The sequence below is a fragment of the Streptomyces albidus (ex Kaewkla and Franco 2022) genome (genome assembly GCF_013870515.1).
Taxonomy (GTDB): domain Bacteria; phylum Actinomycetota; class Actinomycetes; order Streptomycetales; family Streptomycetaceae; genus Streptomyces; species Streptomyces albidus.
Window position 1 is genome coordinate 39,347 of the sequence record NZ_JACBXA010000010.1, and the last position, 19,519, is coordinate 58,865.

Sequence of the window (19,519 nt, forward strand, 5' to 3'; positions counted from 1 at the left end):
TGGTTCGTCGGCCGCTCAGCTTGACGGGGGTCGCCAAGCTGCCTCGGCGGCCTGGGCAGTGGGGTGGGTTGTGAAGACCTGTTCCAGGCCGACCCTGCGGAAGATTCGGCTTACGCAGTTGGGGACTGAGGCCAGAGCGATGCTCGCGTCGGCTGCTCGGGCGTGGTTGCGGGCTGCGATCAGCACGGTGACGCCGCTGGAGTCGAAGAGGGTGATGCCGTCGAGGTCGAGGACGAGTTGCTGGCCCGAGTGCAGGTCGAGGCCGGGTAGCGCGGCGCGGACCTGGTCGGCGGTGTGGTGGTCGAGTTCTCCGGCGAGTTCGATGACCGCTCCGGCGGGGGTGGTGCGGGTGCGGAGGGTCAGATCTGGGGTCACTGGTGCTCATCACTGGGAGGTTGGGGCACGTGGATGGCCAGGACAGCGGTGTCGTCGTCGACGCCGCTGCCCAGTTTGTCGAGCAGGTCTCGGATCGCGCTGATGGTGTCCGAGGCGGTGGTGGGCGCGAGGGCGTCGGCGAAGTCGAGCAGGGCATCGTCGCCGTAGCGCTCCCCGTCCTCGGCGTCGCTGTTGATGTGGGCTTCGGTGAGCCCGTCGGTGTGCAGCAGCAGGGTGTCGCCGGGGGCCAGGCGGACGGTGGTGGTGGCGATGTCGACGTCGGGCAGGACGCCGATGAGTTGTCCGCCGGGTGTAGTGAGGTAGTCGGCGGTGCCGTCGGCGCGCATCAGCAGAGCAGGGGGATGGCCGCCGCTGGCCAGCGTGACGCGGAAGCCGCCCTCGTCGTGATCGGGGGTGAGGAGCCCGAAGACAACCGTGCAGAACCGGGGGTCGGTGCCGTTGTACTCGTGGTTGAGGACCGTGTTCAGATTGTCCAGGACGGCGGCCGGGTCGGGATCGTAGACGGCTGCGGCGCGCAGGGTATAGCGGGCCAGGGATGTGACTGCCGCGGCCATGGCGCCCTTGCCGCACACGTCCCCCAGGAACAGCCCCCAGGTGCCGGCGGCCAGGGGGAACAGGTCGTAGAAATCGCCGCCGACCTCGTCGGTCGAGGCGATGTGGTAGTGCGCGGAGACGTCCAGGCCGGGCACGTTCGCCAGGGCCGGGGGCAGCAGCGTCTTCTGCAAAGTGGTGTTCAGGCGTTGGAGGCGTGCGCGTTCCTCTTCAGCTTGCTGACGGGCGCGCAGCAGCTCGGTCTCGTACGCGCGGCGGTCGCGGGCGTCGAAGACGGTGGTGCGGATCAGCAGGGGCTGCCCGTCGCTGCTGGTCTTGACCGTTGAGGTGACCAGGACGGGCAGGCGGGCACCGTTGGCTGCTTTGAGTTCGAGGGCGATTCCGCTGATCTCGCCCTGCATTCTGAGCAGTGGGGCGAAGTGGGTCTCGTGGTAGAGGCGTCCGCCGACGGTGAGCAGGTCGGAGAAGTGCTTGTGGCCCACCAACTCGCCGGGCTCGTAGCCGAGCCAGTCCAGCAGGGTGGTGTTGACCTTGGCGATCCGGCCGTCGAGCTGGGTGGAGAGGTAGCCGCAGGGCGCGCGTTCGTAGAGGTCCTCGGCGCTGTCCTCCAGCAGGGCGGAGAACTGCGCTTGCTCGTCCGCCGACGCCTCGTCTCTCTCCGGGCTGCCCCCTTCTTCGTCGCTGGTCCTGCTCATCACCTGGCGGCTCCCGCGAACGCGGTGATGGCCGCGGTGGTCTCCTCCGGTGCGGCGAGCTGGGGGCAGTGTCCCGTGGCGTTCAGCGTGACCAGTTGGCTTCCCTGAATCTGGGCGTGGACGAACGCGCCCACCTCCGGCGGTGCGATGGCGTCGCTGGAACACTGGGCGATGAGAGTGGGCACGTCTACTGCCGGGAGGTCGGCGCGGTTGTCGGACAGGAACGTCACCCGGGCGAAGACGCGAGCGATGTCAGGGTCGGTGCGGCAGAAGCTGTTGGTCAGCTCCTGACCCAGCTCCGGCCGTTCCGGGTTGCCCATGATGACCGGCGCCATCGCACCTGACCATCCCAGGTAGTTCGCCTCCAGGGACTCCAGCAGCTCATCGATGTCTTCGGCGCTGAAGCCGCCCCGGTAACCCGACTCGGGGTCGTCGATGAAACACGGTGAGGGAGCGAGAAGCACCAGCCCGGCGAAGGCTTCGGGCGCCCGCGCGGCTGCCAGTACACCCATCATCGCGCTCACTGAGTGCCCCACGAACGTCACCGGGCCGAGGGCCAGTTCGCGGCAGATCTCCAGCACGTCATCGGCATACCTGTCCAGCGTCGAATAATGCTCCGGGCTCCACGCCGACAGATCCGAGTGCCCGGCACCCACGTGGTCGAAGAGCACGACGGTGAAATCGCGCTCCAAGGCAGGCACCACCAGGCGCCACATGTTCTGGTCACAGCCGAACCCGTGCGCGAGCATCACCACCGGGCCCCCGGTCCGCCCGGTCACGGTCACGTGGTTCCTGCTTCGCACATCCATGCGGCACACCCTCCAAGTCGGGGTCTTCCCGGAGCGTCCCGCTCCAACGGATGTGCCTTCTTGCCGAAGCACGTGGAGATCCATCTGCCCCCGCGGTTCGGAGGCAAACACCGGCGCGAGCCCGCCCGCAGGGGCGAGTTCACAGGAAGCGGCGGATGGGAGCGACAGCGGCCTCCTTGATGCGCTGTGCGCCAGAACGCCTCTTCCAACGGCCTTCCTTCATGCGTTCGCTCACCGCCAGGTCCTGCTCGAAGTCTGCGTCCAAACGGGCGGTGAAGGCCTCGTCCAGCACGGCGAGCATGACCTCTTCGTCGTGGTCGAGGGAGCGCCGGTTGAAGTTGGTGGAGCCGATGAGGGAGGCGACCTGATCGACGGTGACGACCTTGGCGTGCATCATCGTCGGCTGGTACTGCCAGATCCGCACCCCGCAGGAGAGAAGCTCCTCGTAGTGCTGCTGGCCCGCCAGCAGGGAGACCCGCTTGTCGGCATGCGGACCGGGCAGCAAGATCTCCACCTCGACTCCGCGCCGAGCGGCCTGGCAGAGCATCTCGATGAAGTACGGATCGGGCGCGAAGTAGGCAGTGGCGATGCGTACACGCTCCTGGGCCGATTCCAGAAGTACACGGATGAGAGTCTGCATGTCCTGCCAGCCGAAGCTGGCCGAGCCGCGAACCACCTGGACCACGGAGTCTCCCTGCTGGGCGACTTCGATGAAGCGGTCGCGGTCGTCGAAGAGCTCGTCATGGCACTCAGCCCAGTTCTGCGAGAAGGCGGCGGCGATACCGTCCACAGCCGGGCCACGGACCTCGACATGCGTGTCGCGCCACTCGTGCTCGTTGCGAGCGTCCCCGCACCATTCCTCGGCGATGCCCACCCCGCCGGTGAAGGCGATCTGCTCGTCCACGACCAGGACCTTGCGATGGCAGCGGTGATTCTGCTTGAACGGAGAGGCCCACAACGGCTTGCGGAACCAGGCCACTTGGGCGCCGGCCCGGTCCATCATCTCCAGCAGTTCCTTCTCGATGAGCCTGCTGCCGAAGCCGTCCAGCAGCAGCCGCACCCGCACGCCCTGACGGGCACGGTCGGCCAGTGCCTCGGCGAACTGACGGGCGATGTCCCCCCGCCAGTAGACGAAGGTCATCATGTCCACCGTGTGCTCCGCTGCCCGGATCCGGGCCAGCATCGCAGCGAAGATCTCGTCCCCGTTGCGCAGCGGAACAAGGGCATTGCCCTCCGTCGCTGCGATCCCGATCAGGCGTTCCAGCCGGCGCCGTATGCGCTGACTCTTGCCGCCGGTATCCGACGCCCGCCGCACGAACTGCTCGGGCTTGGGCTGGTCCTCAACAGTCGTCATGGTCACCTGCCGGTTGAAGGCGGTACAGGGCAAACGCACCCCGAATCGTCCGGCGCAAGGAGCCCGGCGGTGGATGACTGTACCCACCCCAGGCGAACCAAACAGAACGCGGACCAGTCGCCCACCTCACATCGCTGCTGGTCGTCGACCACTTTCGAGCATGAGATGACACCCCGGGGGCAGGCAGACGGTACGAACCCGACTTAAGGAGCGATCCCGTGATCATCGGTATCGTCGTGGTCTGCGTAGCCCTGGCCGTACTGGCCTTCCTGCTCCCCCGCCTCTCCTACCGTCCTCAGCGAGGAGCCCAGCGTTCCATGGGAGCCGGGTCCCAGGTGGCCGGCAAGGCACCAGGCAAGGCCGGCCGCTTCCTCAGCAAGCCCTTCCGCAGCAGCTCCCGCGCTCTCGGCAAGAGCGGTGCCGCTGGCCGCCGCACTCGCCGCCGCATGCCTTTCTAACCGAGGGCAGTACAGGGAACGCCACTTGCTGACCCCTGCCACGTCGACTGGTTGATGCGGCTCGGAGGGCTTGGGAGCCCTCTCCGGGCCGCCTGCGTCCCATGTGCACGAGCATGATGTCCTTGCCCCACTGTCTCCACTACGCGCACTACGTGCACGCTGCCGTTCCCGATTCGCCCAACAAGAACGCAGAGTGGATGACGTCCCAGCGCGGCTGAAGTAGCAATTAAGGGAAAGGGCCTCATGAAGGTCTTCATCATCGCCGCCCTCGTACTGCTCGTCTGCGTATACGTCGCCATCCGCATGCGGAGAAAGTGAAGCGCGGAAGCCCCTCAGCTACGCAGGAGTTTCAAATCGCCGATCCGCTCGGTGAATTTCTTCACTGACGCCAGCGCAGATGCCGCAGGCGAACAACTCAGGTGTGAACTCACGCTGGTGGGCAACCCAGAGGAGACGCTGTTGCCTGGTCCCGGGCCACGTGACGGCGAAAGACCCCAGCCGGTTCGGAACGGAGCCGGTGGGGTCGCCTCCCCTCAGACACTCGCGTTTCCGGGGGGCGTCGTTGACAACCTGACGGACCAACATCGCAGGTGTATAAGAAGTCGCCCATCGGCGGAGTGCCCCGCGTCTCGCCCGCCGAGGCGAGCGGACATCGAGCTCGAAGACCCCTATTCGTTCATGGGCCAAGCTACCGATGCGCAGTTCGGGCCGGACCAGTTCGGCACCGTGCAGATGCTTGGCCTGGCCATCGAGAGCGGGCAGCTGCAATAGGTCAACGCCGGCCACGCTTCGGAGCGTAGGGCCGCGCGCAGAGGGCACCCAACACCTCACGCAGACACACAGACAAGGGCAATGGGCTCGGCACGAGCCCGTTGCGGCAGGCGCACTTGGCCAGGTCGATCAGTGGATCGAACCACTAAGGGTGATTGACCTAACCAGCTCGGTGGACCCTGAGCCATGTCACCTCGAAGGGAAGATCAGCGTGAGCGTGATACCGCAGACCAGCACCTCCTCCAACGGCGGAGGCAGTGGTGGAGGAAATCTCTACGACATCCTCGAGCTGATCCTGGACAGGGGGCTCGTCATCGACGCATTCATACGGGTCTCTGTGGTCGGCATCGAGCTGCTCAAGATCGACGTGCGAGTGGTCGTGGCAAGCGTCGACACCTATCTGCGCTTCGCCGAGGCGTGCAACAGGCTGGACCTCGAATCAGGTCGCAAAGCGCCAACCGGACTGACCGACTTGCTCGGTGACACCACGGAAGACGAAGCGAAAGACAAGTCCTAGGGTGCGCTCGCCAGAGCCGTCGAGACATTCAGCGAGCGGGGCGCACCGTCCGGCCTCCGCACGCTTCACCATCTCAGGCAAGGAGGATGCGCGGTCCAACTGGCGGCCGGCGCCGAGGACATGTCTCTGCCCGACGACATGTGCGCGCTGGTAGCGCACGCGTTGAAGGCCAAGCCGTTTGATGGGCAACAGTCCGTCCTCCTCGCAACTCCGTGTTTCCACTGATCGATGAGGGGCACCTGACACTGCGCAGTCGCACCTGCGGCTCGGCAGCGCCTGACCCCCGGTCAGGGGATCACCCTGGAGGCCCCTCATGTTCAAGGCAATCGCGGATATTCTGCGGACAATCGGCGGGGCCATCGCCACCATCGTCACCCTGCCGTTTCGCCTTGTAGCCAGGCTCTTCGGCGGAGCCTCGGACTCAGCGCATGGTCGCCATTGACGAACCGCTGAACCGGCACCAAGCAAGGCAGCCGACGCACCTCGTTGATGCCAGCCCACCTTGGTGACGGCGTGTAGCCATTGCGACCGGCTCTGGTGGTACCCAATTCAGGGGCCGAGCCCTCAAAGCTCAGCCCCTGAGTCATGCCACCAGACGGCAAGCCGCAAAATGGGCCAGACCCGACTCTCCCGACCTCTGAACAACCTGCGTAGCGGCTTGGGCTGGAGTCTCAATGAGCGAGTCAAGCTGCAACGCTCAGGTCAGAGTTTCTGGAAGTGGCCGCAGAGTCTGCCGCCTGCGCCCCTTCCTCAGCTCATCGTTTCGACTTGGGCTGATCCCTCGGTCAGATGTCGGCGTCAGTCACCGTTGGTCGCCTCCGCACTGCCCAGAGACGGTCCAGCATGGTCCGTCCACCCGGGCTGAAATCCAGAGCATAGGCTCTGTGCGACGGGGCAGTGTTCGGATGGCTCTACGGGCACAGAGAGTGGGGGTGGCCGTGAGCGGTGATGCCCAGGATGAGTCTGCGGAGCTAGAGCAGCTGCGCAAGGCCATGAAGACTCGTCCCATTATCGACAAGGCCATGGGCGTGCTCATGGCTGCCTACAGCCTGGCTTCGGATGACGCATGGAAGACTCTGGTGAACGTGTCCCAGAAGACCAACACCAAGCTCCACACCGTGGCTGAGGAGATCGTCGCCACCACACAAGAAGACGTCGTGGACGGACGCTTGCGCCGACTGATCGAAGCCGCCATGAGCGACCTCAAGAGCAAATAGGCCCTCGACTCATTCGGGGCATCAAGTCGAGGGCCGCAAGTCGCGAACCACCGTCAGCTCACGGACTCAAGTGCCGTTCCCCGCTCAGACAACGCAGATACGTCCGAGGTCCCTGCGATCCTGCGGCGGACGGGCAGCCTAATCATAGGCATTTCCCTGATGTAGATGGTTCTGACGCACCTGATCGTTGGCCCGAAGCGAGGCTCTGATCTTCGAGGCTCGTCTCAGTGTGAGTCTTGTGGCCTGATCGTCTTTGGCGCAAGGTCGCTCGCAGTCGGCGGGTGGCTGGGGCCCGGCCGGAGCAGGGCGGAGTCAGGGCGCCGACTCGGCGGCAAGTCGGCGCGGTGAGCGGAGCGAGGCCGTGGTCAGGTCCACCAGTCCGTTGACGAGAGTGGTACTCGTCCCGTGACGTGCAGCGCCCAGACGGCCTCATGTTGCTTGCCTGGCCTGTCCTTCGACAGCGGCAATTTCACGTACCCCGACGCCTCGCGTAGCCACTCGCTCAAGGTGTTCCGGGAGATGTCCAACTCCCGTGCGGCGTGCTGGATATTCAGCCCGCTACGGGCCCACGCGACGAGAGCGTTCAGCAGCCGGGGAGGCAAATCCGCGAGGACCGTCTGGCCCCACACTCTCGCGGCCTCCTGGTCCAGCGCGTCCGTCATCCCGGCCGCGGGCACCGTGCCTGGAGCGGGTGCGTCAAGGTCCGCCAGCCGCAGCGCAAGGTCCAGTGTCATCCTGTCCGCCAGCCACGTGCGGTCCAGGCCGACGAGCCTGGTCAGGTCATCCAGGCGACTGGCAATCGTCTGCCGGTGCCGACCAAGGAGGTTGGCCGTGCCCGTCGCTCCGATCATGATCGCGGTACGGCACACCGTGAAGAACTGCTTCCGCTCCAACGCATCGGGCAACTCCACCTCAACGGGAGCAAGAAGCTGCCGCGCCCATGCCCGCGCGGACGGGTCCAACAGTTTTTCGAGCGCGGGCCGACCGTCGTGCACGGCAACGCTGGTGGGCATCCGGCGGGCTGCCGGCACACTCGCAGCCGCCGTCTCGTAGAGCATGGGCGTCCGCTCCAGCGACCCCCGGCCGCTCACCCCCACGGCCCGGCCCTGTGCACCCTGCGCTACCGGCTCCAGCACGCTCTGGACCAGTCCCTGCGAGGCGTCCCACAGGACGATCACTTGCCCGTCCTCTACCGGGCAGAGCACCGGCATCGCGCGAGCCTCGCCCAACGCCGTCTCGACCTCCGCCGCGAGTGTTGTCCGCGCCTCGCCAGGCGCGGTTTCCGCGATGGCAATCTGTATCGCCTCCGCGCCCAGCAGGCCGGGTGCCAGCGGCCCTATCGTCCGCTGCGCCGTGTACACATCGCCCACTACCAGGAACTGAAAAGCCGAGGTGCGTGCCGCCTCCACGGCCGTCTTAAGCCGCACCTCGCGAGTGGTGATGCTCTCCTCCCGCAGCAGACCAGCGACCACCATCGCCACCTGTCCCATGGTGACTTGCGTCTGAGCACTCCACGGCCGTGCCCGCGAGGCCATGAGCAGCCGAAACGGGGCTTCCGCACCCACGGGCCACACCTGCACATGCCCGCCCCGCGTCGTCAGCCGCACCGGCGCCGAGGCCAACCCGCGCACCAGGGGGCGCAGTTGCTGCACACCCTCCGCACCGCGCACCTCTTCCGGCCACGCCTCCTCATCGAAGCCATCGTGCACAGTCACCCGGGCGTCGTGACGCCGAGCCACCCACGACAGCAGCCGGCCCGGCCCTGACCCGTCCACGAGGCTCCGCGCCGTGAGATCCGCGTACTGCCCCGCATCCCGCAGCTGCTCCCGCATGGACTCCGTCAGCACCCGCAACAGCCGCTCACTCACGTCCTCCGACGTACCCGGCGCTACAGGCGTCAGCACCGGCAGCGGGAAACCAGGTTCCACAGCGACCAGGCCCCCGCAAACCACCACGCCCGCAGCATCCCGAGCCCGCTCACGCACCCAGCCCAACCCAGCAACGTCCGGGAGGACCAGCAGCGCCCGCGCGGTCCGCTCAGCCGCAGGCGGACCTTCCGCATCGCACCGGATCACATCCTCAAAACCGCGCGCCGAATCTGGCGAACCATCAACAACCCACCGGAGTATGGTTTCGCCGTCAGTTATCTGACCCAGCGTCAACACGAGCAATCCATCCGGTCTTGCGCAATAGAAGCGCACATAAGATCAACCCCGTACAGATTTCTATCGGCCATCGAACATATGCCCCTGGCGCATTCTAGGCCACCAAGAAATTCGTGGGAATACTGAAAAGATCCACTCACTCCCACGCGACCCAACCCGACAAAGATGCTGGTCAAGAGTGGTCACGGGATGCTCATCACTCACAATTGATTCGCTACCGGCAGGCGGCCTTCCCTCCCCGAGAGAAGACAAGGCCGCCCTTCACGCAGTGAATATCAGGATGACTCAATCAATGATCTTTACTCGCCGTACAGGTAAGATTTGTGGACGTAGCCAAAAGTCTTGTACGGCAAGCCTCCTGACGAGTCCTCAGTCAATTTCACCCCCACCCAATCCGGGTTATACGAGGGAGCGAAGCGCTCCTTGATGAAGACCCGGTCACCACTGAAGAGCAGTCCACGTACAGCCCCGCCGTACCCCGGAGCCGACCGCAGCCGCAAACCATCCACCGTCACGCTCGTCTCAGGCACGCCCGGAGGAACCCCGGCGGCAGTCGTAGTGACCATGCCGCCCGCAGGCGCAGGCCGCCCGCCCGACGCGGCATCAGCGTCCTGCGAGTGCAGGAACCCGATCAACAACGCCACGAGCAACGCCCCCACCGCGTACTTCAACCGACTACGAATCACTGGCATCTCAAACCTTTCCAACTCAGCAGGAGACGAGCACAAGACAAGAGACAGGCACTCGTCCTAATGAGTCATGAGCATGCCTCACGCGGATACAGCCAGGCAAGCACTCGTCATGATGAGTGTGCTTCTGGTGATTGCGCCGAGCGCCGCCTATCGGAGCGGAAGGTCAGCCGGCACGACCGCATGCAGCGGCTTCATGCCCTCCCCTGGAGTGCCGACGCCGTCCGGACGAGCGGCAATGATCAGCGTGGAAGAGATGTCTACCCCGCGAGGGACCGGGCAGCGTCCAGCACCAAATGCCACGGGTACTTGCTCCGGTCGCCCTGCCCTGGCGGATTCGGCTCGTAGCCGCCCTCCCCGAGCAGGACCCGAACGCCGGCACCTCGCAGGACGTCGATACCGCGCTCGAACGCGGGGTGCGTGGCGTACGCCGAGTTGACGCACGGCATCACCACCAGCGGCCAGCGCTTCGCGATGGCCTCGGCGAGGTAACCCGTCACGAAGTTCGGTGTCAGGCCGGCCGCCGCGGTGTTGACGGTGTTCAGTGTGGCCGGGGCGAGGATCGTGACGTCGGCGCGGGGCCACACCTCGCCACCGCCGAAGCCACGCGGTTTGGTGCGCACGGGGTGCCCGGTCTGCCCTTCCAGGGCGGGAAGTTGGTCGTCGAGCCATTCGGCAGCCGTCGGTGTCAGGCCGACGCACACGTTCCAGCCGTCGGCCCGCGCTCGCCACACGACGTCGACGAGGTCGACTGCGGGCGGGGCGGCGGATGCGAGGAGGTGCAGCACGCGAGAAGCCATGCAGGGCATCCCACCACAGCACTCCGCCCCCGAACCGACGGGTAGCGGGGGCGGATTGCTATCTCGCACGTGGCTGCGCGAGTACGGTTCCGAGTGGCTGCACGGAACGGAGACAGGTATGCCTGCATTCGATGATCAACACACCGGTGCCCGTATTGCGGAGCAGCGGAAACTGGCCGGGCTCACGCAGCGCGGGCTCGCCGATCGGCTCCCCTACTCCTACAGCCTGCTGAGGCATGTGGAGACGGGCCACAAGAACGCCGCCCCAGACTTCGTGTCGGCCGTCGCGCGCGAACTGCGCATTGACGTCACCGCACTGACAGGACAGCCGTACGTGACCGAACTCCAGCAGGACCGGCTGGCCGAACTGATCCGGCCCATCCGTGAATCGCTCGACCTGTACGACCTGGGGGACAACCCCGACCTGGCCGTCCGCACAGACCGCGAACTGACGACCGCTGCTGATGAGTTGTGCCAGCAGGTGCGGGCTACGCATTTGAACGCCGCTGCCCGTACTCTCCCCCGTTTGATCGCGGAGGTGACAACGGCCGCACACCGGGCCCCGTCGTCCGAGGTGTGGCGGGCACTGGGATCGACGTACCGCACCGCGCACGACGTCTCAACGAAGCTGGGATTCTTCGACCTCTCGACGATCGCCCTCGACCGCATGGCGTGGGCCGCTGACCGCGCCTCGGACCCGCTGCTCGCCGCCGTACGCCAGTACATGCGGGCGTTGGTGTACTTCCGCGAGGGTGAGCACACGATCGGCCTGCGCCTCATCGGCCGCGGGCACAGCATCGCCGCGCAGGCGGAGGAGAGCAGGGCGTCTCTGGCTGTGGCCGGGCAACTGCACCTTGGGGCAACGGTCATCGCCGCGCGAGCACGGGACACGGAGGCGGTGACGGCACATCTCGCCGAGGCCGAACGGCACGCACAGCGTACGGGCGAGGCCGGCCATGTGCACTGGCTGTCATTCGGCCCGGCGAACGTGGCCGCGCACGAGGTGTCCGCAAACGTCGAACTCCGCCGATACGGGAAGGCGCTGGAGAAGGCCCGGAAGGTGCAACTGCCAGCGGACTGGGCGATGTCTCGGCGGGCGCACGTCTACATCGACCGGGCCCGCAGCGAGATGGAGACAGGCCGTACGGACGCGGCAATCGGGTCGCTAGTCGAGGCTCGTCGCATGGCGCCGCAGCAGACCCGGTATCACCCGGGAGCGCGGGAGACCATCAAGGGTCTGGTGCATCAGCGGCGTCGCACGCCCGACACCTTGGACAACATGGCCGCTTGGATCGGCCTGTAACACACGGAGTGTCACCGAAGAGTGACACTTAGCGGCTTCCGTTCTCGTCACGCTGGCTTCAATCGACCAGCGAAGAGACCAGGAGCCGTTGTGAGTACCCCTCACCTTGCACGAGGCGCGCTGTGGGACCCACCGGTCCGAGACGTCAAGCTGGTGCAGTGCGGCGTGGGCTGGAGTGCCGTGCGGGTGCCCGAGTCCGTCGCCGAGCTGGTCCTGTTCTTCCTCGGCGACAGCACAGGCGCGGTCATCCACGACCCGTTCACCCGCTGCGCGTACTGGCTCGTTCCCCTCGGCTCCGCCGACGGATGGGAACTGCCCGCCGTTCACGTCCTCGGCAAGTCCAGTTGGGTTGCGGTCCCGCCTGGCGATTGGGTGGGAGTGCCCGGCCTGCGGTGGGCCCGGTCCACCTCCGTCGGTCTCGTCACCGATGCCGACCAGCTACGCGACGCTCTGGCGTCAGCGGTCGCCTGCACCAAGGCGGTGTCATCGCTGTGACAGTGCCGGCAGCGCGAATGCGGCTCACGTTGGAGCGTGGCGGTGACCGGTGGGACGCCGTCCGCGTTTCCGTCGTCATCGGCGAGGCGGTCATGGTGCGGCTCGGCGCCGCCTGCGGCTCCGTCGTCTCCGACGGCATGAGCATGTGGTTCTTCGCCGACCCTGGTGACGGGTGGGAGTTGGAGATGCCCGGCGTCATCGTGATCAATCGGTCCGGACACGTCCTCATGCCTGCCGAGGGCATCGTCTCCCTGCCCGGCCCGCACTGGGCACGCGTCTCTCACCAGCTGAACACCAACACATCCCGGCTGCTGACGGCGTTGAAGCGGGTGCTGTCGTGAGCGGGGCAGCTCCGGCTGTGTGCTGCCTGCATGAGGGCTGGGCAGAGGACACCGCCCTCATGCGCGCGGAGGACCACGGCAGCAGCTTCGGCAGCGAGCGACGCGGCTGCCTGCCCTGCGTGCTGCCCCTCGCCGAGCACCCACACGCCTCGCCCCGCCTGCGGGGGGAGATCCGCGCGCTGGTGGCACGCGACGCAGAGAGGCGAGCGCCGTGAAGCAGAACCTCATGTTGCTGGGCATCTGGATAGCCGTTGCGGCGGTGCTGATCCCGCTGCTGTACGCGGCCAGCCCCTCACACCCATAGACCCCTCCCCGGGGTGCCGCTCATCCCCCGGGGAGGACGAACCAACGGAGGAACCCATGTCAGCGCCTCGGCACTGCGGGCAACCCATGAAGCGCGTACCCGTTGACGGCGGCGGCGTCCTCTACAAGTGCCAAAAGTGCCCACGCATCAGCGCCGGGAAGTGAGCCGGCCCCAAGTCCCCTGCCTCACTGGGTCGATGGCGACCCGGCCGGGCAGGTAAGAAAGCGCCAACCAACTGGGAGGAAGCATGACCACCGGCACGAACGCCGCAGACAGCGGCAAGCACGGGAGCGGCCCGTCCGACACGCCGTGGGAGCCGCCGCCCGAGCCGCCATCCCCCGACGGCGACGGCCCCAACGCCTGATATGACCAGCACAGCCCAGGATCACCCGGGGCACGCCGCGCTCGTCCGCCTGCTGGGCGGGCGCGGCCTCCTGACCCCGGAGTGGCGAAGAGCGTGGGAAGCGGTGCCGCGCGAGGACTTCGTCCCGCCGACGATTTGGCGGCAGGGTCCGCAGACGTGCACGCCGGTCCGGTACAGCTCGGATCGGCAAGCGCTGATCTACAGCGACCGGCCCGTGGTGACGCAGGTTGATGACGGGCGCGATGGCGGGCCCGGCATCGCAACGTCGTCCAACAGCATGCCGTCGATGGTCGCGAAGATGCTCGGCCTGCTCGACGTGCGCGACGATAACCGCGTGTTGGAGATCGGCACCGCCACCGGGTACGTGTCGGCGCTGCTGTGCGAACGCCTCAGCGACGAGCAGGTGTTCACGATCGAGGTAGACCCGACCCTGGCCACGCTGGCGCGTACGGCCCTGGACGCAGCCGGGTACGCACCCACGGTGATCTGCGGCGACGGCGAACAGGGATGGCCGGACGCTGCTCCGTACGACCGGCTGATTTCGACGTGCGCGCTGCGGCACGTGCCCTGGCCACTGGTGCAGCAGGTCAAGCCGGGCGGCGTCATCGTCGCGCCCATGGTCAGGGACTTTTGGTCGGGCGCCGTGGTGCAGCTGATCGTGCAGGACGACGGAACAGCGGCAGGGTTCTTCCGGGGCGGGGCCTCCTACATGCCGATGCGGTCCCACCGACTACCGCCCACCGCCGACGTCGACCAGGACACGGCGCGAAGCTCGACGAGCGACCTAGACCCACGACAGCTGTTGACGCTGGGCTTCGCCATGTACGGCGGGGCGCGGCTCCCGGACGTCAAAGTTGTCCACGCCCAGGGCGAGAACGACGACACCGTGCGCGTGTGGCTGATGGACCGTGACGGGTCTGCGGCCATCGCCGATGTGGGCAAGCCCGTCACCGAGTTCGGATCGCGCGATCTATGGACCGAGGTGGAGGCGGCGTACGCCGAATACGTCGACCTCGGACGGCCCGACGCGGATGAGTTCGGCCTGATGGTCGATCCGAAGGGGCAGGCCGTATGGCTGCACTCCCCTGATGCGGTGATTACTTCCGTCCGGTGAGACCAGTCCGGCCGCCTGACCGTAAGGTCCTCAGCCCGCTAACCAGAGGTGAGTTCCGCCCGGTGACAGATGCCGGGCGGAACTCTTTGCGTGAGAGCACCAGACATCACCCGAGGTCAAGCGGCTACGTCCAAGCTGAACTTAATGACAGGTCCATCCACTGTCCCGTTGCCCGCCGGATCGCGCAGGAACATCGTCCACTGCTCCCCCGGCTGCCCCTCGAATCGCAGGTACGGCTCGATGACGAACTCCGTGCCGGCGGCCCGCAGCCGGCCGGCCAGTTCATGGAACCCGGGGACGGTGAGGAGCAGCCCGAAGTGCGGGACGGGCACGTCGTGGCCGTCGACGGGGTTGTGCGCACCGCCCCCGCTGTGACCGGGTGCGAGATGGGTGACGAACTGGTGGCCGTGGAGATTCCAGTCGGTCCAGCTCTCCGCGCTGCGGCCCTGCTCCAGGCCCAGCACCTCTCCGTAGAAGTGGCGCGCGGCGTCCAAGTCGTCGACGGGCACGGCCAGATGGAACCGGGGGACGGGAGAGCCGGGGGTGCTCATGCTGCTCACAGCCTTTCTGACGGTGTCTGACGGATGTCTGACGGGTGCCCCCGAAGGGGAGGGGAGAAGTGGGCGGAGGGACCGCGACCGGTTGTACATGACGCTCCGGCCGCGGCTGCCGCCCGTAGGGGCGCGGAGCACGTTCGGGTGAACCGTCCTCGTACCCGTCCGTCAGTCTGCGGGTGACGCATACCGTGCCGAGCGTGGTGAAATCCCCGCATCGCACGCACTGAGGAATCGCATGCCGCTCACGTCCAAGAGCCTCCCCGAGTACTGGGACACGTACAAGCCGCACAAGGGCAAGGGCAAGCCCCCGCCACCGCCGGTCGACTCCTTCGAATGGACTCAGCACCCCGCGCACGGCCCCGGCGAACGATTCCTGGGCCGGCCCCGCACCGCTCTCGAACTGGGCTGCGCCGAGGGCAAGGAGGCCGTCTACCTCGCCCGCAGCGGCGTCGAGGTGACCGCGCTCGACCTCTCGCCCGCGCAGATCGCCCGAGCCCGCCTGTGGTGGGAGGGCACTCCCGGCGTCTCGTTCGTGAACGCGGAGGCCTGCGACTTCCTGGCGAACACGCCCTCCACTTTCGACGCGGTCTTCTCCAGATGGGGTGCGGTCTGGTTCACCGACCCCGCGGACCTCGTCCCGCTGGTGCGTCAACGGCTCAACCCCGGCGGGGTCTTCGCCGTCTCACAGGCGGAGCCGATCGAGGGCTTCTACGGCCCGCAGGCGATGTACGGCAACGGGCTCAGCGGCCGGAGGCTCACGGTGCTGCGCTGGTCCTACTCCCCCGAGATGTGGAGCGACGTGCTCGGGAGCAACGGCTTCGTGGACGTCGACGCCCACATCCTCCCCGCGCCGGACCCGGAGAACGTCGGCACGCTGATGGTGCGTGCGCACGTGCCGAAGTAGGACGGGTTCACCCCCGGTTCACTCCACGGTCGCCCCCTGGCGGATCGACGCCCATAGCGTCCTCGCAGGAATGCTGAGACCCGGAGGGGACCATGCGCAAGCTGTTGCCGATACTCGGCTCGCACCCGGGCGGAAGGTCGGCCATGACGTGCCGCTACCGCTGCGGGGACGCCTGCTTCCACGAGGCGCCCAACACCAGCGGCAACGAGTACGCGGGTGACATCATCGCCGGCGCCCTCTCGCGCCGGACGATGCTGCGGGCGGGGGCCGTTGCCGGAGTCGTGGCGGTCGCCGGCACGGGGGCGTGCAGCGGTGACAGCGCCGGTGCGGTGACGGCGGGCGCCGGCTCCGCCAAGGGCAAGCCCGCCAAGGGCCTGCGGTTCACGCCCGTCGAGCCGAACACGGCGGACAAGGTCACCGTTCCCGAGGGCTACAAGCAGAACGTCGTGATCCGCTGGGGAGAGCCGATCCTGCGCGGCGCCCCCGCCTTCGACCCGAAGAAGCAGACGGCGAAGGCCCAGGAAGGGCAGTTCGGATACAACAACGACTTCCTCTCGCTGCTTCCGCTCGACGGTGGGGACGGTGAACGCGGCGGCGCACGGCGCCAGTTGCTGGTCGCCAATCACGAGTACACCGACGAGGTGCTGATGTTCGCGGGCTACGACGCGGACGACCCCACCCGCGAGCAGGCCGAGATCGGCTGGGCCGCGCACGGGCTCTCCGTCGTCGTGGTCGAGGGGGAGAGCAAGTCGGGCGCTCTGAAGGCCGTGCCGCGCCACCGGCTCAACCGCCGGGTCACCGCGACCACGCCGTTCGAGGTCACCGGCCCCGCGGCGGGCAGCCGATGGCTGCGCACCTCCGCCGATCCGGAGGGCCGCACCGTCCTGGGGACGCTCAACAACTGCGCCGGCGGGACGACCCCGTGGGGCACGACGCTGCACGGCGAGGAGAACGTCGACCAGTACTTCGCCAACACCGAGAAGGTGAAGGACGAGAAGCACCGCAAGCGGCTCGAACGCTACGCGCTCAAGGGCACCGACACCGAGCGCAAGTGGGAGCGCTTCGACGACCGCTTCGACGTCCTCAAGGAGCCCTACGAGCCGCACCGGTTCGGCTGGGTCGTCGAACTCGACCCGTACGACCCGGACTCCGCGCCCCGCAAGCGCACCGCGCTGGGCCGCTTCAAGCACGAGGCCGCGCAGCCCCGTCTCACGCGCGACGGCCACGCCGTGGTCTACATGGGCGACGACGAACGCTTCGAGTACCTCTACAAGTTCGTGTCCTCGAAGCGGATGCGGCGCGGCGAGAGCCGTGCGGATCACGAGCACAACCTGACGCTGCTGGACGAGGGCACGCTCTACGTGGCCAAGCTGACCGGCGACAGCCCGGCGGACGAGATCGACGGTTCGGGTGAACTCCCCTCCGACGACAAGGAGTTCGACGGCCGCGGCAAGTGGATCCCGCTGGCCACGGGCGACCGTTCGCACGTGGAGGGCATGACGGCGGACGAGGTCTACGTCTTCACGCGGGTCGCCGGTGACAAGGTCGGCGCCACGAAGATGGACCGCCCGGAGGACGTCGAGGCGAGCCCGCGCACCGGGCGCGTCTACGCGGCCCTCACCAACAACACCGACCGCGGCGCCTCCGGCAAGGCGGGCCCGGACGAGGCCAACCCGCGCAAGGGCAACAAGCACGGCCAGGTGCTGGAGTTCGCCGAGAAGGACGACGACCCGGCCGCGCGCCGTTTCACCTGGCGGCTCTTCCTCGTGTGCGGCGACCCCGACGACCCGGACACGTACTTCGGTGGTTTCCCCAAGGACCAGGTCAGCCCGATCTCCTGCCCGGACAACGTGACCTTCGACGCGTACGGGAATCTGTGGCTCTCCACCGACGGCAACGAACTCGGCTCGCACGACGGCCTGTTCGGCGTGGCGACGACCGGGCCGAGGCGCGGCGAGGTGCGCCAGTTCCTGACGGTGCCGACCGGGGCCGAGACCTGCGGGCCGATCGTCCAGGAGCGTCGCGTGCTGGTCTCCGTGCAGCACCCGGGTGAGGTGGACGGGGCGACCGTGGAGGAGCCCGCCTCCCAGTGGCCGGACGGGCCGGACGAGTACGTGAGGCCCTCGGTCGTCAGCGTCTGGCGTGCGGACGGCGGCAACATCGGCGTCTAGGGGGTGTCCGCGAAGCAGTGCCGCCCGCCTCCCAGGCGGGCGGCACTGCTTCGCCCGTGCGGACCCGCTCCGGCCTTCGCCCCGGCATCCCGAGGCACCCCGGCGTACCCTGTCGCGCGGTCCGGATCCGCCTGTGATCGACTGGGCGGGCCCGGACCCGTACTGACTGCGGAGGGGAGCGGAGCTGAATGGGCCTCGCCTGGGTGGTTCTGGTCGTCTCGGGGGTGCTGGAGACGGTGTGGGCCGGAGCCCTCGAAGCCTCCGGCAACTTCCACAAGTTGTGGCCGTCGGTGCTCTTCCTCGGTTCGCTGGCGCTCAGCATGACGGGCCTGTCGTACGCGGTGACGACCATCCCGCTCGGCACCGCCTACGGCGTCTGGGTGGGGATCGGCGCCCTCGGCACCGCCGTGTACGGCATGGTCGTGCTCGGCGACCCCGTCACCATGGCCCGTCTGCTGTGCCTGCTGCTGATCGTCGGCGGGGTCGTCGGGCTCAAGTTCCTCCACTGAGGCGCCGATACACGCGACTGCTCTGTCCGCCGCAACGCGGAGCTCTGCGGATGCAGCGCCCGGACCCCCGTGCCAGCCTTCTCCCACGGAGGTCCGCTTCGTCGTAGGCCCCCGGAGGTGCCGACCCGGCGAGTGAGGGCGAGTGAGCACATCCATGGAACGACCCAGAGTGATCATCGTGGGCGGCGGCTTCGCGGGAGTGCACTGCGCGCGGGGCCTCGAGCGCGAACTCGAGGAGTCCGAGGCCGAGATCTCCCTCATCACGCCGGACGACTACCAGCTCTACCTCCCGCTGCTCCCCCAGGTGGCCTCGGGCGTGCTCACGCCTCAGGCCGTCGCGCCCTCGCTGCGCCGCCTGCTGCGTCGTACGCGCATCGTCCCGGGCGGCGTCATCGGCGTGGACACCGACGCGAAGGTGTGCGTCGTACGACTGATCACGGGTGAGCTGGTCAACCAGCCCTACGACCGCCTCGTCCTCACACCCGGCAGCGTCACCCGTACGTTCGACGTCCCCGGCCTGGACCGGTACGCACACGGGATGAAGACGCTGGCCGAGGCGACCTCCATCCGTGACCACGTCATCGGCCAGCTCGACCTCGCGGCGGTCACGCACGACGAGGAGGAGCGTGCCGCACGGCTCCAGTTCGTGGTGGTCGGCGGCGGCTACGCGGGCACGGAGACCGTCGCGTGCCTCCAGCGGCTGACGAACGCCGCCGCGGCCCGCTACAGCCGCCTGGATCCGGGGTGGATCAAGTGGCACCTGGTCGACCACTCCTCGACGCTGATGCCGGAACTCGGCGAGCGGCTCGGACGAAAGGCGCTGGAGATCGTCACCGGCCGGGGCACGAAGGTCTCGCTCGGCGTCTCCGTCGACGGGGTGACCGACGACGCGGTCTCGCTGACCGACGGCCGTTCCCTGCCGAGCCGCACCCTCATCTGGACTGCGGGGGTGAGCGCCAGCCCGCTGATCGGCACCATCGGCGCGGAGACCGTCCGCGGGCGCCTCGTGGTCGACTCCGACCTGACCGTGCCCG

Annotated in this window: 19 protein-coding genes and 1 pseudogene; 13 read left to right on the plus strand and 7 right to left on the minus strand. The window is 67.7% G+C overall.

Annotation, left to right across the window (positions count from 1 at the left end):
• Positions 1 to 15 precede the first annotated feature (15 nt).
• From H5J26_RS03655 to H5J26_RS03670, 4 genes are all read right to left on the minus strand, one after another.
• Positions 16 to 375 (minus strand): STAS domain-containing protein, encoded by a 360-nt coding sequence (locus tag H5J26_RS03655; RefSeq protein WP_181764206.1) that lies wholly within the window; start codon positions 373 to 375, stop codon positions 16 to 18.
• Positions 372 to 1,643: a PP2C family protein-serine/threonine phosphatase gene (locus tag H5J26_RS03660; RefSeq protein WP_181764207.1), complete on the minus strand. Its 1,272-nt coding sequence runs from the start codon at positions 1,641 to 1,643 to the stop codon at positions 372 to 374. The genes H5J26_RS03655 and H5J26_RS03660 overlap by 4 nt, the downstream gene beginning before the upstream one ends.
• Positions 1,643 to 2,452, minus strand: a complete 810-nt coding sequence (locus H5J26_RS03665) for an alpha/beta fold hydrolase (RefSeq protein WP_181764208.1) — start codon at positions 2,450 to 2,452, stop codon at positions 1,643 to 1,645. The genes H5J26_RS03660 and H5J26_RS03665 overlap by 1 nt, the downstream gene beginning before the upstream one ends.
• A 139-nt stretch (positions 2,453 to 2,591) precedes the next feature.
• On the minus strand, positions 2,592 to 3,806 hold the full coding sequence (locus H5J26_RS03670; protein WP_181764209.1) for a phospholipase D-like domain-containing protein: 1,215 nt from the start codon (positions 3,804 to 3,806) through the stop codon (positions 2,592 to 2,594).
• A gap of 218 nt (positions 3,807 to 4,024) precedes the next feature.
• Between H5J26_RS03670 and H5J26_RS03675 the strand changes: the two genes are divergently transcribed.
• The 4 genes and pseudogenes from H5J26_RS03675 to H5J26_RS31870 all read left to right on the plus strand — a co-directional run bounded on the left by H5J26_RS03675 (position 4,025) and on the right by H5J26_RS31870 (position 6,769).
• The gene (locus tag H5J26_RS03675; protein WP_181764210.1) at positions 4,025 to 4,264 is read left to right on the plus strand and encodes a DUF6411 family protein; all 240 of its coding nucleotides are present in this window, start codon (positions 4,025 to 4,027) and stop codon (positions 4,262 to 4,264) included.
• Between the two features lie 982 nt (positions 4,265 to 5,246).
• Positions 5,247 to 5,549, plus strand: a pseudogene (gene gvpJ, locus H5J26_RS03680) (gas vesicle protein GvpJ); the annotation flags it as partial.
• A gap of 316 nt (positions 5,550 to 5,865) precedes the next feature.
• Complete coding sequence (locus H5J26_RS31865; RefSeq protein WP_268932977.1) at positions 5,866 to 5,994, plus strand: LPFR motif small protein; 129 nt, start codon at positions 5,866 to 5,868, stop codon at positions 5,992 to 5,994.
• Between the two features lie 496 nt (positions 5,995 to 6,490).
• Positions 6,491 to 6,769 carry an ANTAR domain-containing protein gene (locus H5J26_RS31870; protein ID WP_309237761.1) on the plus strand — a complete coding sequence of 93 codons (279 nt, stop codon included), beginning with the start codon at positions 6,491 to 6,493 and terminating at the stop codon, positions 6,767 to 6,769.
• A 365-nt stretch (positions 6,770 to 7,134) separates the two neighbouring features.
• On the opposite strand, the gene H5J26_RS03690 is transcribed toward H5J26_RS31870, so the two are convergent.
• Positions 7,135 to 8,934, minus strand: a complete 1,800-nt coding sequence (locus tag H5J26_RS03690) for a hypothetical protein (protein WP_181764213.1) — start codon at positions 8,932 to 8,934, stop codon at positions 7,135 to 7,137.
• A 949-nt stretch (positions 8,935 to 9,883) separates the two neighbouring features.
• A complete protein-coding gene (locus tag H5J26_RS03695) occupies positions 9,884 to 10,423 on the minus strand; it encodes a flavoprotein (protein ID WP_181764214.1) in 540 nt (179 codons plus the stop codon).
• Positions 10,424 to 10,541: 118 nt separating this feature from the next.
• Here H5J26_RS03695 and H5J26_RS03700 point away from each other — a divergent pair, with 118 nt between their 5' ends.
• The 5 genes from H5J26_RS03700 to H5J26_RS03720 all read left to right on the plus strand — a co-directional run bounded on the left by H5J26_RS03700 (position 10,542) and on the right by H5J26_RS03720 (position 14,344).
• Positions 10,542 to 11,726, plus strand: a complete 1,185-nt coding sequence (locus H5J26_RS03700) for a helix-turn-helix domain-containing protein (protein WP_181764215.1) — start codon at positions 10,542 to 10,544, stop codon at positions 11,724 to 11,726.
• Positions 11,727 to 11,816: 90 nt separating this feature from the next.
• Positions 11,817 to 12,221 (plus strand): hypothetical protein, encoded by a 405-nt coding sequence (locus H5J26_RS03705; RefSeq protein ID WP_309237762.1) that lies wholly within the window; start codon positions 11,817 to 11,819, stop codon positions 12,219 to 12,221.
• A 17-nt stretch (positions 12,222 to 12,238) separates the two neighbouring features.
• The gene (locus H5J26_RS03710) at positions 12,239 to 12,562 is read left to right on the plus strand and encodes a hypothetical protein (RefSeq protein ID WP_181764216.1); all 324 of its coding nucleotides are present in this window, start codon (positions 12,239 to 12,241) and stop codon (positions 12,560 to 12,562) included.
• Between the two features lie 59 nt (positions 12,563 to 12,621).
• Complete coding sequence (locus tag H5J26_RS03715) at positions 12,622 to 12,777, plus strand: hypothetical protein (RefSeq protein ID WP_181764217.1); 156 nt, start codon at positions 12,622 to 12,624, stop codon at positions 12,775 to 12,777.
• A gap of 454 nt (positions 12,778 to 13,231) precedes the next feature.
• Positions 13,232 to 14,344, plus strand: coding sequence for a methyltransferase domain-containing protein (locus H5J26_RS03720; RefSeq protein ID WP_181764218.1), 1,113 nt, complete (start codon positions 13,232 to 13,234; stop codon positions 14,342 to 14,344).
• Between the two features lie 116 nt (positions 14,345 to 14,460).
• On the opposite strand, the gene H5J26_RS03725 is transcribed toward H5J26_RS03720, so the two are convergent.
• On the minus strand, positions 14,461 to 14,895 hold the full coding sequence (locus H5J26_RS03725; RefSeq protein ID WP_181764219.1) for a VOC family protein: 435 nt from the start codon (positions 14,893 to 14,895) through the stop codon (positions 14,461 to 14,463).
• A 241-nt stretch (positions 14,896 to 15,136) separates the two neighbouring features.
• Between H5J26_RS03725 and H5J26_RS03730 the strand changes: the two genes are divergently transcribed.
• The 4 genes from H5J26_RS03730 to H5J26_RS03745 all read left to right on the plus strand — a co-directional run.
• A complete protein-coding gene (locus tag H5J26_RS03730) occupies positions 15,137 to 15,805 on the plus strand; it encodes a class I SAM-dependent methyltransferase (protein ID WP_181764220.1) in 669 nt (222 codons plus the stop codon).
• Positions 15,806 to 15,897: 92 nt separating this feature from the next.
• Positions 15,898 to 17,976 (plus strand): PhoX family protein, encoded by a 2,079-nt coding sequence (locus H5J26_RS03735; RefSeq protein ID WP_181764221.1) that lies wholly within the window; start codon positions 15,898 to 15,900, stop codon positions 17,974 to 17,976.
• Between the two features lie 188 nt (positions 17,977 to 18,164).
• Positions 18,165 to 18,485, plus strand: coding sequence for a DMT family transporter (locus tag H5J26_RS03740; RefSeq protein ID WP_181764222.1), 321 nt, complete (start codon positions 18,165 to 18,167; stop codon positions 18,483 to 18,485).
• Positions 18,486 to 18,639: 154 nt separating this feature from the next.
• Positions 18,640 to 19,519 (plus strand): NAD(P)/FAD-dependent oxidoreductase (locus tag H5J26_RS03745; protein ID WP_181764223.1); only part of this gene is annotated, 880 nt, incomplete at its 3' end.